General features: G+C 66.4%; 17 protein-coding genes and 3 pseudogenes. 13 read left to right on the forward strand and 7 right to left on the reverse strand.

The window, feature by feature from the left end; all coding sequences use genetic code 11:
• Window positions 1-268 precede the first annotated feature (268 nt).
• From ALSL_RS12380 to ALSL_RS12390, 3 genes are read left to right on the forward strand one after another with little or no spacing between them, the layout of a single operon-like run.
• Window positions 269-742, forward strand: a complete 474-nt coding sequence (locus ALSL_RS12380; RefSeq protein ID WP_126539510.1) for a DUF2924 domain-containing protein — start codon at window positions 269-271, stop codon at window positions 740-742.
• Window positions 743-771: 29 nt separating this feature from the next.
• Window positions 772-2,169: a recombinase family protein gene (locus tag ALSL_RS12385; protein WP_126539512.1), complete on the forward strand. Its 1,398-nt coding sequence runs from the start codon at window positions 772-774 to the stop codon at window positions 2,167-2,169.
• Window positions 2,166-2,654: a hypothetical protein gene (locus ALSL_RS12390; protein ID WP_126539514.1), complete on the forward strand. Its 489-nt coding sequence runs from the start codon at window positions 2,166-2,168 to the stop codon at window positions 2,652-2,654. Before ALSL_RS12385 ends, ALSL_RS12390 begins: the two co-directional genes overlap by 4 nt.
• Before the next feature lie 2 nt (window positions 2,655-2,656).
• On the opposite strand, the pseudogene ALSL_RS12395 reads toward ALSL_RS12390, so the two are convergent.
• Both ALSL_RS12395 and ALSL_RS12405 read right to left on the reverse strand, forming a co-directional pair.
• Window positions 2,657-2,899: pseudogene (locus ALSL_RS12395) on the reverse strand (transposase); the annotation flags it as partial.
• 137 nt (window positions 2,900-3,036) lie between these two features.
• On the reverse strand, window positions 3,037-3,657 hold the full coding sequence (locus ALSL_RS12405) for a hypothetical protein (protein WP_126539516.1): 621 nt from the start codon (window positions 3,655-3,657) through the stop codon (window positions 3,037-3,039).
• 164 nt (window positions 3,658-3,821) lie between these two features.
• Here ALSL_RS12405 and ALSL_RS12410 point away from each other — a divergent pair.
• Window positions 3,822-4,139 (forward strand): annotated as a pseudogene (locus ALSL_RS12410) (integrase core domain-containing protein); the annotation flags it as partial.
• A gap of 132 nt (window positions 4,140-4,271) precedes the next feature.
• On the opposite strand, the gene ALSL_RS12415 reads toward ALSL_RS12410, so the two are convergent.
• From ALSL_RS12415 to ALSL_RS12440, 5 genes and pseudogenes are all read right to left on the reverse strand, one after another.
• Window positions 4,272-4,475 (reverse strand): hypothetical protein, encoded by a 204-nt coding sequence (locus ALSL_RS12415; RefSeq protein WP_126539518.1) that lies wholly within the window; start codon window positions 4,473-4,475, stop codon window positions 4,272-4,274.
• Window positions 4,476-4,548: 73 nt separating this feature from the next.
• On the reverse strand, window positions 4,549-4,743 hold the full coding sequence (locus tag ALSL_RS12420) for a hypothetical protein (RefSeq protein ID WP_126539520.1): 195 nt from the start codon (window positions 4,741-4,743) through the stop codon (window positions 4,549-4,551).
• 6 nt (window positions 4,744-4,749) lie between these two features.
• Complete coding sequence (locus ALSL_RS12425; RefSeq protein ID WP_126539522.1) at window positions 4,750-6,957, reverse strand: peptidase domain-containing ABC transporter; 2,208 nt, start codon at window positions 6,955-6,957, stop codon at window positions 4,750-4,752.
• A complete protein-coding gene (locus ALSL_RS12430) occupies window positions 6,950-8,221 on the reverse strand; it encodes a beta-barrel domain-containing protein (RefSeq protein ID WP_126539524.1) in 1,272 nt (423 codons plus the stop codon). Before ALSL_RS12430 ends, ALSL_RS12425 begins: the two co-directional genes overlap by 8 nt.
• A 283-nt stretch (window positions 8,222-8,504) precedes the next feature.
• Window positions 8,505-9,362: pseudogene (locus tag ALSL_RS12440) on the reverse strand (transposase); the annotation flags it as partial.
• 178 nt (window positions 9,363-9,540) lie between these two features.
• On the opposite strand from ALSL_RS12440, the gene ALSL_RS12445 reads away from it, so the two are divergent.
• The 9 genes from ALSL_RS12445 (at window position 9,541) to ALSL_RS12485 (ending at window position 16,478) form a co-directional block, all read left to right on the forward strand.
• On the forward strand, window positions 9,541-9,804 hold the full coding sequence (locus ALSL_RS12445) for a helix-turn-helix transcriptional regulator (RefSeq protein WP_008648927.1): 264 nt from the start codon (window positions 9,541-9,543) through the stop codon (window positions 9,802-9,804).
• An 11-nt stretch (window positions 9,805-9,815) separates the two neighbouring features.
• On the forward strand, window positions 9,816-10,295 hold the full coding sequence (locus ALSL_RS12450) for a hypothetical protein (RefSeq protein ID WP_054284890.1): 480 nt from the start codon (window positions 9,816-9,818) through the stop codon (window positions 10,293-10,295).
• A 292-nt stretch (window positions 10,296-10,587) separates the two neighbouring features.
• On the forward strand, window positions 10,588-11,193 hold the full coding sequence (locus tag ALSL_RS12455; RefSeq protein WP_083460479.1) for a hypothetical protein: 606 nt from the start codon (window positions 10,588-10,590) through the stop codon (window positions 11,191-11,193).
• A 10-nt stretch (window positions 11,194-11,203) separates the two neighbouring features.
• Window positions 11,204-12,058 (forward strand): ATP-binding protein, encoded by an 855-nt coding sequence (locus ALSL_RS12460; RefSeq protein ID WP_126539526.1) that lies wholly within the window; start codon window positions 11,204-11,206, stop codon window positions 12,056-12,058.
• Between the two features lie 3 nt (window positions 12,059-12,061).
• Window positions 12,062-12,691: a hypothetical protein gene (locus ALSL_RS12465; RefSeq protein WP_126539528.1), complete on the forward strand. Its 630-nt coding sequence runs from the start codon at window positions 12,062-12,064 to the stop codon at window positions 12,689-12,691.
• Between the two features lie 11 nt (window positions 12,692-12,702).
• The gene (locus tag ALSL_RS12470; RefSeq protein WP_126539530.1) at window positions 12,703-13,218 is read left to right on the forward strand and encodes a DUF6511 domain-containing protein; all 516 of its coding nucleotides are present in this window, start codon (window positions 12,703-12,705) and stop codon (window positions 13,216-13,218) included.
• A complete protein-coding gene (locus ALSL_RS12475) occupies window positions 13,215-13,961 on the forward strand; it encodes a hypothetical protein (RefSeq protein ID WP_126539532.1) in 747 nt (248 codons plus the stop codon). The genes ALSL_RS12470 and ALSL_RS12475 overlap by 4 nt, the downstream gene beginning before the upstream one ends.
• Window positions 13,958-14,212 (forward strand): helix-turn-helix domain-containing protein, encoded by a 255-nt coding sequence (locus ALSL_RS12480; protein WP_126539534.1) that lies wholly within the window; start codon window positions 13,958-13,960, stop codon window positions 14,210-14,212. The genes ALSL_RS12475 and ALSL_RS12480 overlap by 4 nt, the downstream gene beginning before the upstream one ends.
• Window positions 14,196-16,478 (forward strand): phage/plasmid primase, P4 family, encoded by a 2,283-nt coding sequence (locus ALSL_RS12485; protein WP_126539536.1) that lies wholly within the window; start codon window positions 14,196-14,198, stop codon window positions 16,476-16,478. Before ALSL_RS12480 ends, ALSL_RS12485 begins: the two co-directional genes overlap by 17 nt.
• Window positions 16,479-16,504 lie beyond the last annotated feature (26 nt).

Raw genomic sequence — 16,504 nt, forward strand, 5'->3', positions numbered from 1 at the left:
GCCTTCGGTTTCTAGCATGAGCAGCGTTTTCCATCGGAACGCCGACCATGCACGAACCCGAACCCCTCTCCCCGGCCCTCGAGGCTGATCGGCCTCGGCACGCGCACCAAGAGATCGTCGATCTGTTGGCCTGCGCCCTGCTGCGGCTGCGCGCACGCCCCTTTCCGCCGCCTGGCCGTCCCGCCACCGACAGCGACTCGGTTGGCCTTGGCTTCTGCGGGCCACAGCGCGTGAATGCGAACCCCGATCACGCACGAGGAGTTCGCCGATGACGACACACGCAGGCCCCGCGGACCCGGCCACCGTCGCCGCCCGCGTCGCCCGGTTGCCCCACCTGCCGATGGACAGCCTCTGGGCGCTGTGGGACGAGTACTTCGAGGAGCGGCCCAAGCATCACCACCGCACCTGGCTGGAGAGCCGGCTCGCCTACAGGATCCAGGAGCGCGCCTTCGGCGGATTGAAGCCCGCGACCCGCCGCAAGCTCGAGGAGATCGGTGAGACGGGCATCCTGCCACGCCAACTGCGCCGTGACGCGAGTCGGCTGCTGCCGGGCACGGTGCTCACGCGGATGTTCGACGACGTCGAGCACCGGGTGCTGGTGCGCGGGCCCAATGACTTCGAGTATCAGGGGCAGCGGTTCAAGAGCCTGACGGCGATTGCCCGCCACATCACCGGCACGCCTTGGTCGGGCCCCGCGTTCTTCGGCCTCAAGACCAAGGACGGACGGAAGGAGCCGGCATGAGATCACGATGGCCCGCATCCCCGTCGACCATGCCGACGCCTGGTCCCGTCACGCCATCGAGGCGCTGTGCGGTCTACACCCGCAAGTCCACCGACGAGGGATTGGACCAGGAGTACAACAGCCTGGAGGCCCAACGCGACGCGGGGCTGGCCTTCATCGCCAGCCAACGTCATGAGGGCTGGATCGCCATCGAGGAGGGTTATGACGACGGCGGCTACTCCGGCGGCAATCTCGACCGCCCTGCGCTCAAGCGCCTGCTGGCCGACATCGAGGCCGGCAGGATCGACATCGTGGTCGTCTACAAGATCGATCGCCTCACGCGCAGCCTGGCGGACTTCGCCAAGCTGGTGGAGGTGTTCGACCGCAACGGCGTCTCCTTCGTCTCGGTCACGCAGCAGTTCAACACCACCACCTCGATGGGGCGGCTCACGCTCAACATCCTGCTGTCCTTCGCGCAGTTCGAGCGCGAGGTCACCGGCGAGCGCATCCGCGACAAGATCGCCGCCTCCAAGGCGAAGGGCATGTGGATGGGCGGCATGCCGCCGCTGGGCTATGACGTCGTCGATCGCAAGCTCGTCGTCAACGAGCGCGAGGCCGCACTCGTGCGTGACATCTTCCGGCGCTACGCCGAGCATGGCTCGGCTGCACGGCTGGTGCGGGAGATGGCGATCGAGGGGCACACCACCAAGGCCTGGGTGACCCAAGGCGGGCGCCGGCGCACGGGCCGACCCATCGACCAGCAATACATCTTCGCGCTGCTGCGCAACCGCATCTACCTGGGTGAGATCCGCAACCACGGCACGTGGTATCCCGGCCAACACGAAGCGATCGTGCCACGAGACCTGTGGGACGCCGTGCACGCTTTCATCGAGCGCCGCAAGCAGGCGCCGCGCGAACACCGGGCCCAACACCCGGCGCTGCTCGCGGGCCTGCTGTTCGCGCCCGACGGCCAGCGCATGCTGCACACCTTCGTCAAGAAGAAGAGCGGACGCACCTACCGCTACTACGTCCCCTACCTGCACAAGCGTCGTAACGCGGGCGCGAGCCTGGCGCCGGACGCCCCAGACGTCGGCCATCTGCCCGCGGCCGAGATCGAGAACGCGGTGCTGACGCAGATCCACGCGGCGCTCTCGGCGCCGGAGGTGCTGATCGGTACCTGGCGGGCGTGCCAGCGCCACCCGGCGGGTGCCGCCCTCGACGAAGCGCAGGTGGTGGTGGCGATGCGACGCATCGGCGACGTGTGGGCGCAGTTGTTCCCGGCCGAGCAGCAACGCATCGCGCGGCTGCTGATCGAGCGGGTCCAACTGCATGAGTACGGACTCGACATCCTCTGGCGTGAAGACGGCTGGCTGGGATTGGGGCCCGAGATCGGCGTGCATCCCTTGGTCGACGAGTGCCGCGCGCCTGCCGAGGAGGTCTTGACATGACCCGCTCGCCTCCCGATCCGACGCCGAACTCCCGCCGTCGCGCGATCCGCATCGAGGTCGGCAACGATGCGCGCAGCTACGTCAGCGCAGGGCAGCGGGTGACCCTGGTGCCCCTGACGATCAAGCGGAGGCACAACCGCAAGCTCCTGATCCCGCCGACGCCCGAGTCCGCAGCCGCAGCCGCGGGCGGCCTGGATGCGCCGATGATCAAGACGCTCGGCAAGGCCTTCTACTGGAAGCGGCTGATCGACGAAGGCGTCTATCCGACGACCGCCGACCTGGCGCGCGCGCTGAAACTGGAGCCAGGCTGGGCGGCCGAGGTGCTGCGCATGACCCTGCTGGCCCCCGACATCGTCGAGGCCATCCTGGACGGGCGCCAGCCCCGCCATCTGAACCTGCAGACCCTGCGTGGCCGGCACGATCTGCTGCCCCGCGACTGGGCCGAACAGCGCCGGCTGCTGGGTTTTCCGCCACCGGCCCAGTGACCGGCCGCACGGGTGCGGTGCAGGCGCGGCTTGCGCTGCGGACGCTCGGTGGTGTCCTCGTACACGCCGTCGAGCCACAGCATGTGGAAGTGGATGTTGAGATTCAGCGCGCTGCCGAAGCGCTGGATCAGGGTCACCACGCCGCATTGCGCCGTATCCCGCGGCACGCCGGCCTGATCGGCAAGCCAACCGGCGATCACACGATGCACGATGCCCAGCACCGGGCCGATCGCCTCAGGCCAGGACCCAGTAGTTGGGCCGAGGCGCCGATGTCATCGCGGAACGGGCAGGACGGTAGATGATCGCGGTCGGCACGTCCCAGGATGGCAGATCGGTTCCAGGAATTTTCGGCGGGAATGGTGGGCGATTATGGCCGCGCATATCAGTTCTCCCGGGTGTCGGTGGATACGAGAAGGTGACGTTCGAGATCGTCGAGTTTTTCCATTCGCCTCGAATTCAGGCGAACGGCGCGTTCGGTGTTCTGCGAAGGAAAGGCAGCAGCGTGCAGGACGTCCGACCGCATCGCTATCGTGAGATCGGCGACGGCATTCATCACGCGCTCTCCGTCCCCGTCCGAGAGCGTGCCGTCAGCAAAACCGGACTGCAAGCTCTCCAGTACCTGCTCGAAGCTGGACACGACCCCTGCACTCGCGACCACAGCCAGCTTGTGGCTGAGAACACGCAGTTCATCGATCAGCTTCGCATCGTGCCTTGCGGTTTCCACGATCTCTGCGACCTTCTCGATGCAGGCCATGTAAATGTCGCATTGCTGCTGGAGGATGATGACCCTTCCTTCCTTGCGAAGCTCGAGATCGGTCTGGCGGTTGAGAAGCGCCGCGGTCAGAATGATCGTCACGACAGCGCCGAGAAAGATGAGCGTCATCTCCTGCGCGAAAGGCAGCGTGTCTTCGGCAAGATACATCGAGCGAAAAAGGAAAACGATGCCGATGCCGAAGGCAGCGGCCGCAGCCGCAAGTGCCAAGTCAGGCAGGCGGTTCGACATCAGCACCTCGCATTTTCGATATCAGGGGGCATGCACGGCTTTGCATCGGCGTCCGGCGCCTCTGCGTCCCGGTGCCGCAGGAAGATTGGCGTCGGGTATAGGAAGTTCAACCGCCCTTTTTTGCGAGTCTGGCAGGTAGGAAGCGGCCGGGGTATAACAACGTGCCGGAGTTCACCAGCCGCGCCTTCATCGCCTGGACGCAGCAACACGGTATCGTGCACATCCTGATCGAACCGGGCTGCCCGACGCAAAACGGCTACATCGAAAGCTTCAACGGCAAGTTCCGCGACGAGTGCCTCAACGAGCATTGGTTCATCTCGCTCGCCCAAGCTCGCGACGTCATCGCCGACTGGCGACGTGACTACAACGAGGTTCGACCTCACAGCAGTTGCGGTCGCATCCCACCAGCGCAGTTCGCCGCCAACCACCGAACACAACAACCCAGCAACGAAGTACCCTTCAACCCCGGACTTTGCCAGTAATCACTGGTACGACCTGCGGGGGCAGGTCATATGGCGGGCACGCATCGCTCGTCGATGTCACATGGCGGCAACTGATCAGACCTTCCCTAGAAGTCACTTTTTTCTTCGAGATCGGCTTCGTCATCGCATCTCTCAATTTCCATCTTTCCTGTGCAAAAATATTGCTCTTGCAACCAAGGGGGCCACTATAGCCACAAAAACAAGCGCAACCAAAATTGAAAAATTATTATTTATATACATCCTCAAGAAAAAGAAAATCATAATATCCATCATGAATATGGCAATCATCGTTCCAAGAAGCAACGCCCCAAATTTGCCTCCCGAGATCTTGTTCATGAATCCTCCTTAACAACCCTTGGAATTAAACAGCGCTGGCCATGTATCAACATGGCCAGCGCCCACACACTCGCTATTTCTCAAGCAGATGGCTTGTCGCAATAAACGCGCCAGCAAGGCCAAGTCCAACAGCTCCAGCCACAAGCACAGGCGCTCCGACCAAACCCAATCCCACACCTGCTACCGTTCCAACCCAAGCCTCGGCGATATCAAGAGCCAACATACCACCGTTGACCTGACCAACTTCATGCATAGTCAATTCTTTCATCACTCGTCACTCCTTTTGTACGCCGGATATATCCGCCGCTCCGGCTTCAGCTTTGCCAATCGCCACATCTACGGTTTGGCAAACTTTGGCTTGCGTATCAACTAGGGCAAGCATTCTGTCCGCGCTGGCCATCGTTTCCAGCCGATGCGCAATAATGATTCGCGTAAGCGCTAAATGCTGTATGGTGGTACTTATCAATCGCTCACGCTCCACATCCAGATGACTGGTCGCCTCGTCAAGGACCAGCAGCTTCGGTTGCCGATACAGCGCCCGCGCCAGAATCACCCGCTGCTTCTGTCCGCCAGACAGGCTGGAACCCATGTCGCCCACCAGGCTCTGGTAACCCATCGGCATCCGCACGATGTCCTCGTGAATCGCCGCCATCTGCGCCGCCGCCACGATCCGCTCCATCGATGCCTCCGGATCGAAGAAGCTGACGTTGTCGGCGATGGAGCCGGCGAAGAGCTGATCGTCCTGCATCACCGCGCTGGCCCACTGGCGATAGGTGTCCAGGCCTAGCTTGCGGATGTCTATGCCGCCGAACAGTACTTCGCCTTCGGTAGGCTCGAGCAGACCAAGCACGATCTTCGCCAAGGTGGTCTTGCCGCAGCCGCTGGGACCGGTGATCGCCACCGACTCGCCCGCTTCGATGCGCAGGTTGCAGTGCCTCAGGATCCACGGCTCACCCTCGGCATAGCGGAAGCTGACGTTGCGCAGTTCCACGCTGGCCTCGGGAGCGGGGCCCGTCCAGGCGGTCTCGGCCCGCGGCTCCGGTGCAGTCAGGGCAACGTCCGCCACCCGTTCGGCATGCAGCCGCAGCATGCGGAAGTCCGTCCACTTGTCGACCAACCCCGCTGCCCGGCTGGTGAACTGGTCCGCGTAGGCGATGAACGCCACCAGCATGCCGGCCGAGAACTCGTTCCTGAGCGCCAACGCGGCGGCAATCCAGATCAACGCCACCCGCCCCAGCCCGAACATCAACTGGTTGCCCAACGCGAAGGCGATGGTGAGCCGCTGGACGCCGATATCGCGGTTGGTGGCGGCGACAGTAGCGTTGGCATAGCGCGCCAGCCGCTCGTCCTGCTTGTTGGCCAGTTTGACGGGCATGGCACCGCGGATAGATTCCAGCAATTCGCTCTGCTGACGCGCGGCATAGACGATCTGTTCCTCGCTGGCCCGACGCAGTGGCCCGAACCACAACCAGCGTGCCAAGCCATAGGCCAGGAACAGCCCCAGCACCACTAGCGTCAGCCATGCGCTGTAGAAAGCCATCACCACCAGCGTGACCAGCGACATCAACCCGTCCAGCAGGGAACCGACGAACTGCGTGGTCAGGGTTTTCTGGATGGTCTGGATGGAGCCGAAGCGCGACACCACGTCGCCCACGTGGCGCTTCTCGAACCAGTCCAGCGGCAGCCGCATCAGGTGGCCGAACAGGTTGCCGGCCCATTGCACGTTGAGCGTGGCGCCCAGCCAGGTCACCGCCCACGAACGCGCGGCGGTGACCAGCGCCGACAGGATCGCCAGCGCGCCAAAACCCAGACCCAGCAAAGTAAGCAGGTCGCGGTCGGCCGAGACCAGCACCTGGTCCAGTACCCATTGAAGGTAGAACGGCGCGGCCAATGCGAAAACTTCCAGCGCCAGCGCCAACATCAGGATCTGCGCCAGCGCGGGCGCCAGGCCCTGCACCTTGCCTGTGAGCGCACGCAGCGAGACCGCCTGCCGTTCGCGCACCGGCGCGAAGTCGGCGGCTGGCGACAGTTCCAGCGCTACGCCGGTGAAATGATCGGACACCTCGCGCATGCCCAACTTGCGGACTCCGCCCGCCGGATCGTGGATAACGATGCCGCGACGCGCGACGCGCTTGAGTACGACGAAATGGTTGAGGTCCCAATGCAGCACGCAGGGGGTGCGCAACTGCGCCAGATCGTCGAGATCCAGCTTCAGCGGGCGACAAACGAAACCGAGCTTTCCGGCCATCTCCATCAGCCGGGCCAGGGTCACGCCCTTGAGCGAAGCGACGAAGCGCCGGCGCAAGCTGGCCAGGTCCATGTCGTGGCCGTGGTAGTTCGCCACCATCGCCAGGCAGGCCAGGCCGCATTCGGCCGCTTCCGTCTGCAACAGCATCGGCAAGCGGCGCGACCAGCCGAATTGCAGACGGGTATGTATACCCGCGCTGGCGGCCGTCGAGCTGGACTGCGCACCGTCAGCCATGCGCCTGCCCTCCCAACCGGTGGCCGATGCCGTACAGCGGCTCGAACACCCATTCGATCAGGCGCCGCCGTTCCATCAGAATGTCCGCCTCCACTGCCATGCCCGGCTTGACCGGCTCGGCCTTGCCGTAGGCCATGACGCGCTGGCTGTCCAGCGCTACCTGGACCCGGTACAGCGGCTCCTTTGCCTGCTCGCCGACCAGGGCCGCCACTTCCGAGGGCGCCAGGGCGCTGCGCGAGACGTCGTCCACGCGCCCGTACTGCTGCCCGAACTTTTGATAGGGAAATGCCTGGTAGCGCAGCACTACCCGGTTGCCCGGGGCGATGAAACCGATCGCCCGGCTGGGCACCAATAGCTGCGCCTGCAAGGTCGCGCCGGCCGGCAGCAGCGAAAGCAGCGGCTGCCCGGCGCTCACCATCTGCCCTTCCTTGAACAGCACGGCCGACACCACCCCGTCGCGCGGCGCGCGCAGCACCACCGCTCGCGCCATCTCGTTCTGCGCCATGGACTGGAGGACGGACGCCAATTGCCGTTCGGTCTCGTTGCGCTTGGCCGCCGCTTCCAGCGGCAATTGCGAGAGTGCCTGGCGAGCGGCCTCCAGTTGCTGCCGCGTATCCAACTGCTGACGGACGAGAGCCTTGTACTGCGTCTGCGCGTCGAGCAGCGCCGTGCGCTGCTGTTGCACCTGCAAGATCGATACGTAGCCCTTGGCGGACAGCGGTTCGATGCGTTCCAGCAATTGCCGGTTGCTGGTGACCTGCTGTTGCTGAAAATCCAGCTGGCCGGCGATCTGGTCGAGCTGGGCGCTCAACAGCCCGATCTTGGCCTTGAGCGCCGCTGCCTGCTGCTTGACCAATACCTGCTGCTCGTCCAGGTCCGAGGCCAGCCGCGTGCGCTGGATTTCGAGCTGCTGGCCCACCAAGGCGTGCGTGCTGCCGAGCGCCGCGCTGTCCTGATCGCCGGCAAGCTCGAGCAGGGCCTCCCCTGCCTTGACGGGCTGGCCGTCGCGCACGCGCAGCCGCACTACGGTACCGGCAGTGGGCGCGGCAACGTTCAACAAGCCTGCGCTGGGTACCAGCTGACCGGCCACCGTCTCGCGGCGGGTATAGGAACCGAGAAAAAGAAATAGCAGCAACGCCGTGGCGACCGACAGCGCCAAGGCCGTGAGCAGCCAGCGCGACAACGGCGCCGCCATCACGATGGAGCCCAGCCATTCCCCGCGCCGGACCTCCACGACTTCCTTGCGAAACAACGTCCCCGACATGCCTACGTACTCCCCCAAGTACGGTTTGGGTATAGGAAGTTCAACCGCCCTTTTTTGCGAGTCTGGCAGGTAGGAAGCGGCCGCGCAAGCGCCGCTTTGGGCACAGATCGGGCACAGATCGGGGGTTCATGCGTGGGTTTTCGACATCGCGGGGCCACGCAGCGGCTCAGTGCGTAGCCATTTCTCACCGAATCCCGGCACAGGGCCGAGCGCAGCCCTGCGGGGTCGTGGCCGCATCGGATCGGATTCTGCTTTCGCTTCCGGTTGAGTGGCCGGCACCTCGTCACGCGGCCGGCGGCGGGGCGCGCGCTGCGGGCCGGTAGTGCGCTTGCTCCAGCGCGCCGTGCTTCTCGAAGTGGGCGAGGATGGCGCGGATGGCGGTGGGTTCCTCGATGCTGGCGACGATCCGTACCGCGCCGCCGCAGTGGGCGCAGGTGGTGACGTCGATGGAAAAGACCCGCTTGAGCCGTTGCGCCCAGCTCATCGCACGGCGCTTCTGCTCGGGGCTGCGCGGCTCGTCGTGGGCGCTTGCGTCCACTGGCGCCGCATCGCCCGCAGGCCGCTTGCCGCGCCCCGATGGCGTCACCTGCGCGCGCAGATTCGCGTTCGGGGCGAATACGCCGTGGAAGCGGGTGAGATGCGCGCGTGGCGGCGGGACCAGTGCCGCCAGCTTGGCGATGAAGTCCACCGCATCCCATTCGACATGCGTGGTCCCATTGCGCCACGGCGTCTTGAGCTGATACCGCACCCTACCCTGCGATGAGATCGATAGCCGCTGCTCGCTGATCGCCGGGCGCGTGATGTAGCGGCACAGCTTTTCGAGCTTGTGGCTCTCGTGTGCTTCCGCGGCCACGCCGGCATGCAGCGAGAAGCCGCCGACCTTGCCGGCGTCGCCGTCCAGAGAACCCGCATCACCGGGTAGCGTTTTCAGGGTGACGACCTTGCGGCCAGCGTCGCGACCGGTGGCGATGCGGTAGGTGATCGAACTCATCCGCAGCGCGTCCATGCCGTCGTCGCTACCCGCGCTGTCGGACAGAAACACGGATTCGTCCTCGCCTTCCAGCCAGCCTTTGCGCGTCAGGTGCCGGCACACGCGATGCGCGATGGTGCCGGCCAGTTCCGTCAGTTGCGCCGATGTGGGCCGCTGACCATCCCCCTGTCCCCAAGAACGGCGAGCCGCGTGCTCGCCGTTTTGGCATGGACGCGTGCGGATTGGCGAACCCGAAGTTTGCGCGTGGTTCGCCATTGCGTCCCTCGTATGTTCGCCACCCGAAGCCTGCAATGACACCTGTTCCTCAACAGCGTCATAGGAGGCTTCCATGCCGACAACGGCAAGCACCATCACCCGGTCGCCGGTCGATGCGATCAACGGTCTGTCTCCCGGCGATCGTCGGGTCCTCAACGAGAACGAGCTCGCGCAGCGCTGGGGCCTGAGCCCCAAGACCCTGCAGCGCTGGCGCAGCGAAGGGCGTGGCCCGCGCTACCTGAAGCTGTCCAAGCGCGTCAGCTACCCCCTGGAGTCGGTCATCGAGTTCGAGCGTGGTGCCCTGCACGACTCGACCTCCGAGCGCGCGGCGCGCTGAAGGGGGATGCGATGAGCGATTTGACCCTCTACCCCGCCGACATCGCCGCGATGTCCGTCGGCCAGCTGGCCGCGCTGCCGCCCGCCCAGAAGGCGGAGATCAGCCGCAACCTCGACGAAGCGCTCGCCTGGCTCAAGCAGGCCCGCGCGAAGTTCGACGCCGCGCTGGAGGCCGCCTACGGCGAGCAGGCCCGCGCTGCACGCCTCGAGGCCGGCAAGGACTTCGGCGTCGTGCACCTGAACGACGGACCGCTGCGCGTGACGGTCGATGTCCCGAAGCGCGTGTCCTGGGACCAGGTGCAACTGGCGGCGATTGCCCGGCGCATCGCCGCCGCCGGCGAGCGCGTCGAGGACTACCTCGATGTCGAGTACTCGGTGTCCGAGTCCCGCTTCAACCACTGGCCCGCGGCGCTGCGCGCGCAGTTCGAGCCGGCGCGCACCGTCAAGCCCGGCAAGCCGACGTTTCGGCTGACCTTGACCTCGGAGGACTGAACCATGCCCACCGAACTGAAAGTGAAAGAGAAGGGCCGGAATTCGATTCCGCCCCGTGTCGCCGAGCGGCTGAAGGAGGTGGCGTGATGACGCCCCTTCATCCTCGTGACGTCCTTGATCTTGGCAAGCCAATGGCCGGGTTGTGCTCGGCGCGCTGTGGCATGGCATGGCGGGGCAAGCCGCGGCAAGGCCCAAGCGAACTGTGACTGGGCTCGGTTCGGACTGGCTTGGCGTGGCTAGGCAAGGCTGGGCCCGATGTGGCAAGGAACTTTCGATTTCTGGAGATTCGACGATGAAAACCCTTTTGAGAAACGAGGATGCGCTCGGCAACGGTGCCGAGTCGGCGGTCCTGACGGGGGCGCCGTACAGCGTCCGTGTCGTCATCGAAGGCGTGGCGGACTTGTTGTTCCACCGCTGGAACTGCGAGGCCGTCGACGCCAAGGCCAAGGCCACCAAGAACAGCGCCGCCAAAAAAACCGACGACATCGAGAGCTACGTCTATCGCGACAACCAGGGCCAGTTGTGCCTGCCCGGGGAGTATCTGCGACAGGCGCTGATCGGTGCGGCCAAGTTCAAGCAGGACCCCAGGAGTCCACGCAAATCGGCGCAGGACATCACCAAGGCCGGCGTGGTTTCGCTCACCCACCTGGCCAGCCTGGGGACCGACCGCTGGGATTACGAAGACCGCCGCCGCGTGGTGGTGCAACGCGCGGGCGTCAATCGGGTGCGGCCTGCCATGCGTGCGGGTTGGCGCGCCGAGTTCGATCTGATGGTGGTGCTGCCCGAATACCTCGACCGTGCCTGGATCAAGGACAGCCTGGACATGGCAGGCCGACTCATCGGCGTGGGTGACTTCCGTCCCACCTTCGGCCGCTTCACGGTCGTCTCGTTCGAATGAGGAGTCGGCCATGCCATTGCCTATCGTGACGGCCAACGAAAGACTCGTCGAAAAACGCTGCGCCAAGGTCGCCCTCGTCGGTGCGCCCGGGGTGGGCAAGACCTCCCAGATCCGCACGCTCGATGCCGAACGCACCTTACTGGTGGACACCGAGGCCGGCGATCTGTCCATCCTCGACTGGGGCGGTGACACCCTGCGCCCGCGCACCTGGCCGGAGTTCAAGGACCTGGTGGTGTTCCTGGCAGGACCCAGCCCGAGCGCCACACCCGAGCAGGCCTTCTCGCAGGCCCACTTTGATCACGTCTGCCAGAAGTACGGCGACCCGGCGCAGCTGGCCAAGTACGACACCTACTTCGTCGATTCCTTGACCGTGCTCTCGCGGATGTGCCTGGCCTGGTGCAAGACCCAGCCGGCCGCATTCTCCGAGAAGACCGGCAAGCCCGACACCCGGGGCGCTTATGGCTTGCTCGGCACCGAGATGATCGGCGCCCTCACGCACCTGCAGCACGTGAGGGACAAGCACGTCATCTACGTCTGCATCCTGGAAGAGAAGCTGGACGATTTCAACCGCCGCATCTACCAGCTGCAGCTCGAAGGCGCCAAGACCTCGGCCGAGCTGCCTGGTGTGCTCGATGAAGTCATCACGCTGGCCATCTTGAAGGCCGACGACGGCACGCCATACCGCGCGTTCGTCACCGGCGCGGACAACCCCTGGGGCTTCCCGAGCAAGGACCGCTCGGGACGGCTTGCCCCCATCGAAGAACCCCACCTCGGAAAGCTCATTGCCAAGTGCCTCGGCCGCACTGCCGCAGCACACGCCAGCGCTTTGTCGCATTCAACCGACCTCAACGCATCCAAGGAGTGATCCATGACCGCCTGGAACGACTTCAACGACGCCGAACAACAGACCAGCTTCGACCTCATCCCCAAGGGCACGCTCGCCCGCGTGCGCATGACCCTCAAGCCCGGGGGCTTTGATGACCCGGCGCAGGGCTGGACCGGGGGCTACGCCACGCAGAGCTTCGAGACCGGCTCGGTGTATCTGGCGGCCGAGTTCGTGGTGCTGGAGGGCGAGTACGCCCGGCGCAAGCTCTGGAGCAACATCGGCCTGCATTCCCCGAAGGGCCCGGCCTGGGGCCAGATGGGCCGCAGCTTCGTGCGCGCGATCCTCAACAGCGCCCGCAACGTCCATCCCCAGGACAACGGGCCGCAGGCCGCCGCCGCGCGGCGCATCCAGGGCTTCCACGAGCTCGACGGCATCGAGTTCCTCGCCCGCATCGACGTCGAGAAGGACGGTCGCGGCGAGTTGAAGAACGTCGTCAAGAGCGCCGTCGAGCCCGACCACCCGGAGTATGCCCGCCTGATGGGCGTGCCGCCGAAGAACCCTGGCAGCGGCTCCAGCGGTGCGCCGGCGGCGCTCACCCCGCCCCGTGCGATGTCTGCGCCAGCCGCCCCGCAACCCCCCGCCGTGCCGGGTAAGCCCGCCTGGGCGCAGTGAGAGGAGGGCCAGTGAAGTGCTGGGTCTGCAAACGACAGGCGCGCGGCTACGGCCACTCGGACCTTCGGCATCCGGTGGGCGATGCCCGGCGCTATCCGATCGACTGGGTGTTCTGCTCGCGGCGTTGCCAGCAGGCGTTTCACGCGCTCTACGGCCAGTGGCTGCGCGTGCAGGAAGGACGCACGTCCAAAACGGAGGTGGCCATGATCGATCCGTCTGACGTCGAACTGGCCGCGATGAGGAAGTGCCTCAAGGCCTTCGGCGCGGCGGCAGAAAGCATCGGCTTCGACAAGCCGCTGGGCGAGTATTCCGAGGCCGAGGCGCTCCAGGTGATCGACGCCATCGTCACCTGCTACACGGACGCGATGGTCGAGCACCACGAGGCGACCAAGTACCCGCCGGTGCGCGGGCTGAAGCGCCCGGTGTCCGATCCCTTCGCCGATCTGGAAGACGACCTGCCGTGGGAGGAGCCGAAGGCTCAAGCGCAGACGGCACGCACGGCAGCACCCAAGGAGGCGCGGCGATGATGGACTTCAACGCCTCCAAGAGCCTGTCGGGTCAGATCACGGCGCTGATCGACGCCGGGCTGCAGCAGTCTCGCGCGGCGCAGCCTCGCCGCACCTACCTGGGCGCCTCGCGCCTCGGGGTCGCCTGCGAGCGCGCGCTGCAGTACGAGTTTGCCGACGCCCCGGTCGATCCGGGTCGCGAGACCGACGGCCGCCTGCTGCGCGTCTTCGATCGCGGCCACGTCATCGAGGACTGCATGGTCGGATGGCTGCGCGCGGCGGGCTTCGAGTTGCGCACGCGCGACGACGCGGGGGAGCAATTCGGCTTCTCGGCGCTCGACGGGCGCCTGCAGGGCCACGTCGATGGGGTGCTCGTCGCCGGGCCCGACCTGGGGTTCGGTTGCGGCTACCCGGCGCTGTGGGAGAACAAGTGCCTGGGCGCCAAATCGTGGCGCGAGTTGGAGAGGCACCGACTCGCGGTGGCCAAGCCGGTCTACGCCGCGCAAGTGGCGCTCTACCAGGCCTACCTGGGGCTGCACGCGCACCCGGCGCTGTTCACGGCGGTGAACGCCGACACGATGGAGATCCACGCCGAGCTGGTGCCGTTCGATGCGGCGTTGGCGCAGCGCATGTCCGACCGGGCCGTGAAGGTCATCACGGCCACCGAGGCGGGCGAACTGCTGCCGCGCTCGTTCTCCGATCCCACCCATGTCGAGTGCCGGATGTGCCCGTGGCAGGACCGGTGCTGGAGGGCTGCGGCATGAACGAGACACCACTGCACCCGGTGCTCGGGGAGCGCCTGATCGACGCACGCGAGGCGGCACTGGCGCTCAATCTGCCGCACTACTGGCTCACGCACGCGAAGGAGCGCCGGCGTCTGCGCCTGCCGCACTACCGGGTGGGCAAGCTGCTGCGTTTCAAGCTCTCCGAACTGATGGCGTGGATGGAGGAACGTCAAGCCCTGCTCACGGCCGACGCAGTGCACGAGGAGGAGGCGGATGCTGGACTTCAATGACACCGCGCCCGTGCCCGAGATCCCGGCGTCCGAGCGCCGCGAGGCCCTGCGCGCCGCGCTGCTCGCGAGGCTGGAAGCGGTGCTGTTCTCGCTGTTCCCCGCCGGTCGGACGCGCCGCGGCAAGTTCGTCATCGGCGACGTGCTCGGCAGCCCGGGCGACAGCCTGGAGGTCGTGCTCGACGGCGACAAGGCGGGGCTCTGGACCGACCGTGCCACCGGCGACGGCGGCGATGTGTTCCACCTGATCGGCGCTCACTTCGGCGTGGACGTGCAGGGCGACTTCGCCCGCATCCTCGACCTGGCCGAGGACCTCGTCGGCCGTGCCCCCACGGCCCCGGCGCCCAAGCGCCGCAAGGAGACTCCGGTCGACGACCTGGGTCCCGCCACCGCCAAGTGGGACTACCTCGACGCTCAGGGGCGGCTGCTCGCCGTCGTCTACCGCTACGACCCGCCCGGGCGCAAGAAGGAGTTCCGGCCCTGGGACGCGCGCCGCCGCAAGATGGCTCCGCCCGAGCCGCGGCCGCTGTACAACCAGCCGGGGATCCAGGACGCCGCCCAGGTCGTGCTGGTCGAGGGCGAGAAATGCGCCCAGGCCTTGATCGAGATCGGGATCGTGGCCACCACCGCGATGCACGGGGCCAACGCCCCGGTGGACAAGACCGACTGGACGCCGCTGGCTGGCAAGGCCGTGCTGATCTGGCCCGACCGCGACAAGCCGGGCTGGGAGTACGCCGTGCAGGCGGCCCAGGCGATTCTGTCGGCGGGCGCGAAGACCTGCCACATCCTCTACCCACCCGAGGAAGCCGCCGAGGGCTGGGATGCGGCCGATGCCGTGGCCGAGGGCTTCGACGTCGCGGCCTTCCTCGCCCACGGTCCGCGTGTGCAGGTGCATGACATCGCGGACCCCGGCGAGCCGGTGATCGGCGCGGATGAATCGGTGTGGGGCACCGAAGATGCCCTGGCGCTGGCCTTCACCCGGCGCTACCACCGCGACTGGCGCTACGTGGCGGCCTGGGGCCGCTGGTTGGTGTGGGACGGTCGGCGCTGGCGCAACGAGGAGACGCTGGCGGCCACCGACTTGATCCGCGGTGTCTGCCGACACGCGGCCCTCCAGGCCGACAACCCGAAGCTGGCGGCCAAGCTGGCCACCTCCGGCACCGTCGGCGGCGTCGAACGCCTGGCTCGCGCAGACCGACGTCATGCCGCGACCACCGCCGAGTGGGACGCCGATCCCTGGCTGCTCAACACCCCAGGCGGTGTGGTCGACCTCCGAACGGGCCGCATGCGCGCGCACGACCGCGCCGACCGCATGACCAAGATCACGACTGCCACGCCTCGCGGCGACTGCCCCCGCTGGCGGACGTTCATGGCCGACGTCACCGGCGGCGATACGGCGCTGCAGAGCTATCTGCAGCGCATGGCGGGCTATGCGCTGACCGGCTCCACCCAGGAGCATGCGCTGTTCTTCCTCTACGGCACCGGCGCGAACGGCAAGTCGGTGTTCGTCAACACCCTGGCCACGATCCTGGGCGACTACGCCGCCAACGCGCCAATGGACACCTTCATGGAGACGCGTACCGACCGCCATCCGACCGACATGGCCAGTCTGCGTGGGGCGCGCTTCGTGGCCTCCATCGAGACCGAGCAAGGGCGGCGCTGGGCCGAATCCAAGGTCAAGAGCCTCACGGGCGGCGACAAGATCTCCGCGCGGTTCATGCGGCAGGACTTCTTCGAGTTCTGGCCGCAGTTCAAGCTTTTCGTCGCCGGCAACCACAAGCCCGCCATCCGCAACATCGACGAGGCGATGAAGCGGCGGCTGCACCTGATCCCCTTCACGATCACCGTGCCGCCCGAGCGGCGCGACAAACACCTGCAGCAGAAGTTGCTGGCCGAGCGGGACGGCATCCTGGCCTGGGCGCTGGAAGGGTGCCTGGCCTGGCAGCGCCTGGGCCGGCTCGATCCGCCGCCGCAGGTCGTGGCCGCCACCGAGGAGTACTTCGAAGCCGAGGACGCGCTGGGCCGCTGGCTGGAGGAGCGCTGCGTGCGCGAGGCCAATGCCAAGTCGCTGACGGCCGAACTGTTCACCGACTGGAAGCAGTGGGCGGAGGCCGCCGGCGAGTTCGTCGGCTCACAGCGCCGCTTCTCCGACCTCTTGATCACCCGCGGCGTCGAGAAATGGCGCAACGCCGCCGGCATCCGGGGCTTCCGTGGCGTGGGTCTCAAGCACCCGATGCAGCCCGCCTACACCCCCTATGCCGACGACTGAACACCCATGACCCCCTGCCGGACTGA

Origin of the sequence: Aerosticca soli (genome assembly GCF_003967035.1) — a bacterium.
Taxonomy (GTDB): Bacteria; Pseudomonadota; Gammaproteobacteria; order Xanthomonadales; family Rhodanobacteraceae; genus Aerosticca; species Aerosticca soli.

Coding starts and splice junctions, on each gene's coding strand:
- ALSL_RS12380 (WP_126539510.1), top strand. CDS start 269: ATGACGACACACGCAGGCCCCGCGGACCCGGCCACCGTCGCCGCCCGC.
- ALSL_RS12480 (WP_126539534.1), top strand. CDS start 13,958: ATGAACGAGACACCACTGCACCCGGTGCTCGGGGAGCGCCTGATCGAC.
- ALSL_RS12420 (WP_126539520.1), bottom strand. CDS start 4,743: ATGAAAGAATTGACTATGCATGAAGTTGGTCAGGTCAACGGTGGTATG.
- ALSL_RS12385 (WP_126539512.1), top strand. CDS start 772: ATGCCGACGCCTGGTCCCGTCACGCCATCGAGGCGCTGTGCGGTCTAC.
- ALSL_RS12425 (WP_126539522.1), bottom strand. CDS start 6,957: ATGGCTGACGGTGCGCAGTCCAGCTCGACGGCCGCCAGCGCGGGTATA.
- ALSL_RS12475 (WP_126539532.1), top strand. CDS start 13,215: ATGATGGACTTCAACGCCTCCAAGAGCCTGTCGGGTCAGATCACGGCG.
- ALSL_RS12445 (WP_008648927.1), top strand. CDS start 9,541: ATGCCGACAACGGCAAGCACCATCACCCGGTCGCCGGTCGATGCGATC.
- ALSL_RS12460 (WP_126539526.1), top strand. CDS start 11,204: ATGCCATTGCCTATCGTGACGGCCAACGAAAGACTCGTCGAAAAACGC.
- ALSL_RS12455 (WP_083460479.1), top strand. CDS start 10,588: ATGAAAACCCTTTTGAGAAACGAGGATGCGCTCGGCAACGGTGCCGAG.
- ALSL_RS12485 (WP_126539536.1), top strand. CDS start 14,196: ATGCTGGACTTCAATGACACCGCGCCCGTGCCCGAGATCCCGGCGTCC.
- ALSL_RS12465 (WP_126539528.1), top strand. CDS start 12,062: ATGACCGCCTGGAACGACTTCAACGACGCCGAACAACAGACCAGCTTC.
- ALSL_RS12390 (WP_126539514.1), top strand. CDS start 2,166: ATGACCCGCTCGCCTCCCGATCCGACGCCGAACTCCCGCCGTCGCGCG.
- ALSL_RS12450 (WP_054284890.1), top strand. CDS start 9,816: ATGAGCGATTTGACCCTCTACCCCGCCGACATCGCCGCGATGTCCGTC.
- ALSL_RS12405 (WP_126539516.1), bottom strand. CDS start 3,657: ATGTCGAACCGCCTGCCTGACTTGGCACTTGCGGCTGCGGCCGCTGCC.
- ALSL_RS12430 (WP_126539524.1), bottom strand. CDS start 8,221: ATGTCGGGGACGTTGTTTCGCAAGGAAGTCGTGGAGGTCCGGCGCGGG.
- ALSL_RS12415 (WP_126539518.1), bottom strand. CDS start 4,475: ATGAACAAGATCTCGGGAGGCAAATTTGGGGCGTTGCTTCTTGGAACG.